This is a genomic window from Micromonospora yasonensis, assembly GCF_026013475.1.
GTDB classification, from domain to species: domain Bacteria; phylum Actinomycetota; class Actinomycetes; order Mycobacteriales; family Micromonosporaceae; genus Micromonospora; species Micromonospora yasonensis.
In genome coordinates, this window is record NZ_JAPDPH010000396.1 from 1 (window position 1) to 3,116 (window position 3,116).

At 74.4% G+C, this 3,116-nt stretch carries 4 protein-coding genes and 1 pseudogene; all 5 read right to left on the reverse strand.

All coding sequences use genetic code 11. From position 1 onward, the window contains the following. A pseudogene (locus tag ONA70_RS35595) lies at nt 1–291 on the reverse strand (3-dehydroquinate synthase); the annotation flags it as partial. Between the two features lie 19 nt (nt 292–310). Continuing rightward, nucleotides 311–820, reverse strand: coding sequence for a shikimate kinase (locus tag ONA70_RS35600; RefSeq protein WP_265010869.1), 510 nt, complete (start codon nt 818–820; stop codon nt 311–313). Next, complete coding sequence (gene aroC, locus ONA70_RS35605) at nt 817–1,995, reverse strand: chorismate synthase (RefSeq protein ID WP_265010870.1); 1,179 nt, start codon at nt 1,993–1,995, stop codon at nt 817–819. The genes ONA70_RS35600 and aroC overlap by 4 nt, the downstream gene beginning before the upstream one ends. Before the next feature lie 98 nt (nt 1,996–2,093). Then, nucleotides 2,094–2,744, reverse strand: coding sequence for a class I SAM-dependent methyltransferase (locus ONA70_RS35610; protein WP_265010872.1), 651 nt, complete (start codon nt 2,742–2,744; stop codon nt 2,094–2,096). A gap of 65 nt (nt 2,745–2,809) precedes the next feature. Continuing rightward, nucleotides 2,810–3,116: sulfotransferase domain-containing protein (locus ONA70_RS35615; protein WP_265010871.1), on the reverse strand; the 307-nt coding region annotated here is incomplete at its 5' end.

The window sequence follows — 3,116 nt, forward strand, 5'->3', positions numbered from 1 at the left end:
CGCGTCGCTACGGGTGAAGCCCGCCTCGCCGAGCCGGTCCCAGCAGGCCGCGGCCACGTCGATGTGCTTGCCCGACTCGGCGTCCGGCACCTCGATCAACAGCGGCGCCACCCCGGCCGCGCGGACCCGCTCGGCGAGCCCCTCGGCCAGGTCCTTCAGCGGGGGCGCGTGCAGGAACGCCACCCGCTCCGCGCCGGGCAGCAGCCGGGGTGGCGGGTCGAGCAGGTCACGTCCCACCAGCACGTCGTACGGCCGTTCACCGCCGACCGGGATCCGGGTCACCTCGTCCATGTCACGCCTCCGTGGCGGGTCAGGGCTTGAGCAGGGCGGCGATCTCGCCGGCGATCTCCTCCGGGGTACGCCCGTCGGTGACCACGGTCGCGGTCGCCACCTCGGCGTAGAGCGGGCGGCGCTGCTCCATCAGGTGCTTCAGGGTGGCCCGTGGGTTGAGCGCCAGCAGCGGGCGGCCGGCACCGAGACCGACCCGCTTGACCGCGTCGGGCAGTTCCACCGACAGGTGCACGACGGTGTGGCCGACCAGCGCGGCCCGGTTGTCCTCGGCGAGAACCGCGCCGCCGCCGAGGGCGAGCACGCCCGGGTGCGCGGCCAGCGCCGCCGCCACCGCGGCCCGTTCGAGGGTACGGAAGTGCTCCTCCCCCTCGTCCACGAAGATCTCCGGGATCGGCTTGCCGGCCAGTTCCTCGATGTCGGTGTCGGTGTCCCGGAACGCGACGCCGAGCGCCGCGGCGAGCGCCTCCCCGACCGTGGTCTTGCCCGAGCCGGGCGCCCCGACCAGCACGCAGACCGGGCGGGTACTCATCGGATCACCAGGTTGTCGAGGTAGCCGGTCAGGTTGCGGCGCATCTCGGCGACCGAGTCGCCGCCGAACTTCTCCACCGCCGCCTCGGCCAGCACCAGCGCCACCATCGCCTCGGCGACCACCGCCGCGGCCGGCACCGCGCAGACGTCCGACCGCTGGTTGATCGCGGTGGCCGGCGCGCCGGTGGTGACGTCGACGGTGGACAGCGCGCGGTTCAGCGAGGAGATCGGCTTCATCGCCGCCTTCACCCGCAGCGGCTCGCCGGTGGTGATGCCGCCCTCCAGGCCACCGGCCCGGTCGGTGACCCGGCGGACGCCGGTGGCGGTCGGGATGATCTCGTCGTGCGCGGCGGAGCCCCGGGATCGGGCCTGCTGCCAGCCGTCGCCGATCTCCACCCCCTTGATCGCCTGGATCGACATGAGCGCGGTGGCCAGCCGGGCGTCCAGCTTGCGGTCCCACTGCACGTGGCTGCCCAGGCCCGGCGGCACCCCGTACGCGAGCACCTCGACCACGCCGCCGAGAGTGTCGGCGGCCTTCTTCGCGGCGTCGACCTCGGCGACCATCCGGGCGCTGGCCTCCGGGTCGAGGCAGCGCAGCGGGTCGGCGTCGATCCGGACGGCGTCCTCCGGGGTGGGCCGCAGGCCCGACTTCGCCGCCACCGGGCCCAGCTCCACCACGTGCGAGACGATCTCGATGCCGAGGGCCTGCCTCACCAGGGCCTTGGCCACCGTGCCCACGGCGACCCGGGCGGCGGTCTCCCGGGCGCTGGCCCGTTCCAGGATCGGCCGGGCGTCCGTGTGGCCGTACTTCTGCATGCCGGCCAGGTCGGCATGGCCGGGCCGGGGGCGGGTGAGCGGGGCGTTGCGGGCCTGCCCGGCCAGCTCGTCCGGGTCGACCGGGTCGGCGGCCATGACCGTCTGCCACTTGGGCCACTCGGAGTTGCCCACCCGGATCGCCACCGGGCTGCCGATCGTCACGCCGTGCCGGAGCCCGGCGATGACCTCGACCTCGTCCTGCTCGAACGACATCCGGGCGCCCCGGCCGTAGCCGAGCCGGCGCCGGGCCAGCTCACCGGCGATCTCCCCGGTGGTCAGCTCGATGCCGGCGGGCACTCCCTCCAGCATCGCGACGAGGGCGGGTCCGTGCGATTCCCCTGCGGTCAACCAGCGCAACACAGCGGTCAGTCTGTCACGCCCGGTGGCCTCCCCGATGCCCCGCCCGTCCCGTCCCGCCCTGCGGACGCCGGCGTCCGCAGGGCGAGGCGACCGGCGGATCAGGCCATCCGGACCGCGATGATCGACTTGGTCAGGCCGAGCATCCGCTCCGCCCGGATCACCGAGTCGGGGAAGAGGTAGCGCAGCTCCGCCCGGCCGATCAGCTCGGTGGTCAGCACCTGCTTCATCGCCGCCTCCCAGGACTTGCCGGGGGTGTACGCCAGCGGCCACGTGCGGGCCACCGCCACCCGGGCCGGTACCGGCAGGAACTGCATGCCGGGCGCCACCCAGTGCGGCTCGACCGGGAAGTACCGGTACGGGGTCTGCACCCAGTGCCGGGGGGCCAGCGCGCGGATCGCCTCGGCCATCCGGCGGCGCCGCTCGTGGCCGCCGACGTGCTCCAGCACGCTGTTGCTGAACACCAGGTCGTAGCGGCGGTTCAGGATGGCCGGCGGCAGCTCGCAGGCGTCGGCGTGGTCGGCCTCGGCCCAGTCGGGCAGCTCCGTGGGCAGCGGCTCCAGGTTGACCACGTGCACGTGCTGCGGCCGGACCGGCACCTTCGTCCAGCTGCCCAGCCGGCCGCCCAGGTCCAGCACGGACATCTCGGCCAGGTCGGGGAACGTCTCCGAGAGCCAGCGCGCCCGCTTCGCCCGGCGCTTCGCGCCGTACGAGTCCGGGGAGTCGACCAGGCGGAACCGGAGCGCGTGCAGGGATCCCCGGCGGTCGCGCGGGGTCGCGGTGTTCTCGTCGGTGGTGCGGGTGCCGCTCGCCACGGTCAGCTCCCCCAGTCGAAGGTCATGCCCAGCCGGTCGGCGAGGGCCCGGTTGTACGGTGCGTAGTATCGGGTCAGCTCGTCCCGCACCGCCGGGTCCATGGCGCTGCCGCGCCGGTCGTTGAACACCTCGTACCGGTCGAGCCGGTACGGCGGCAGGCCGAGGAAGTCCAGCACCCGGGCGTACGTGACGGCCGGCTCCCGGTACAGCGTCTCGCTCGGCAGGATCAGCAGCTGCGCCCGGTCGAACCGGTCCAGCCACGGCTGCAGGTGCTCCAGGTAGCGGCCCCGGGCCCGGTAGCTGTACCAG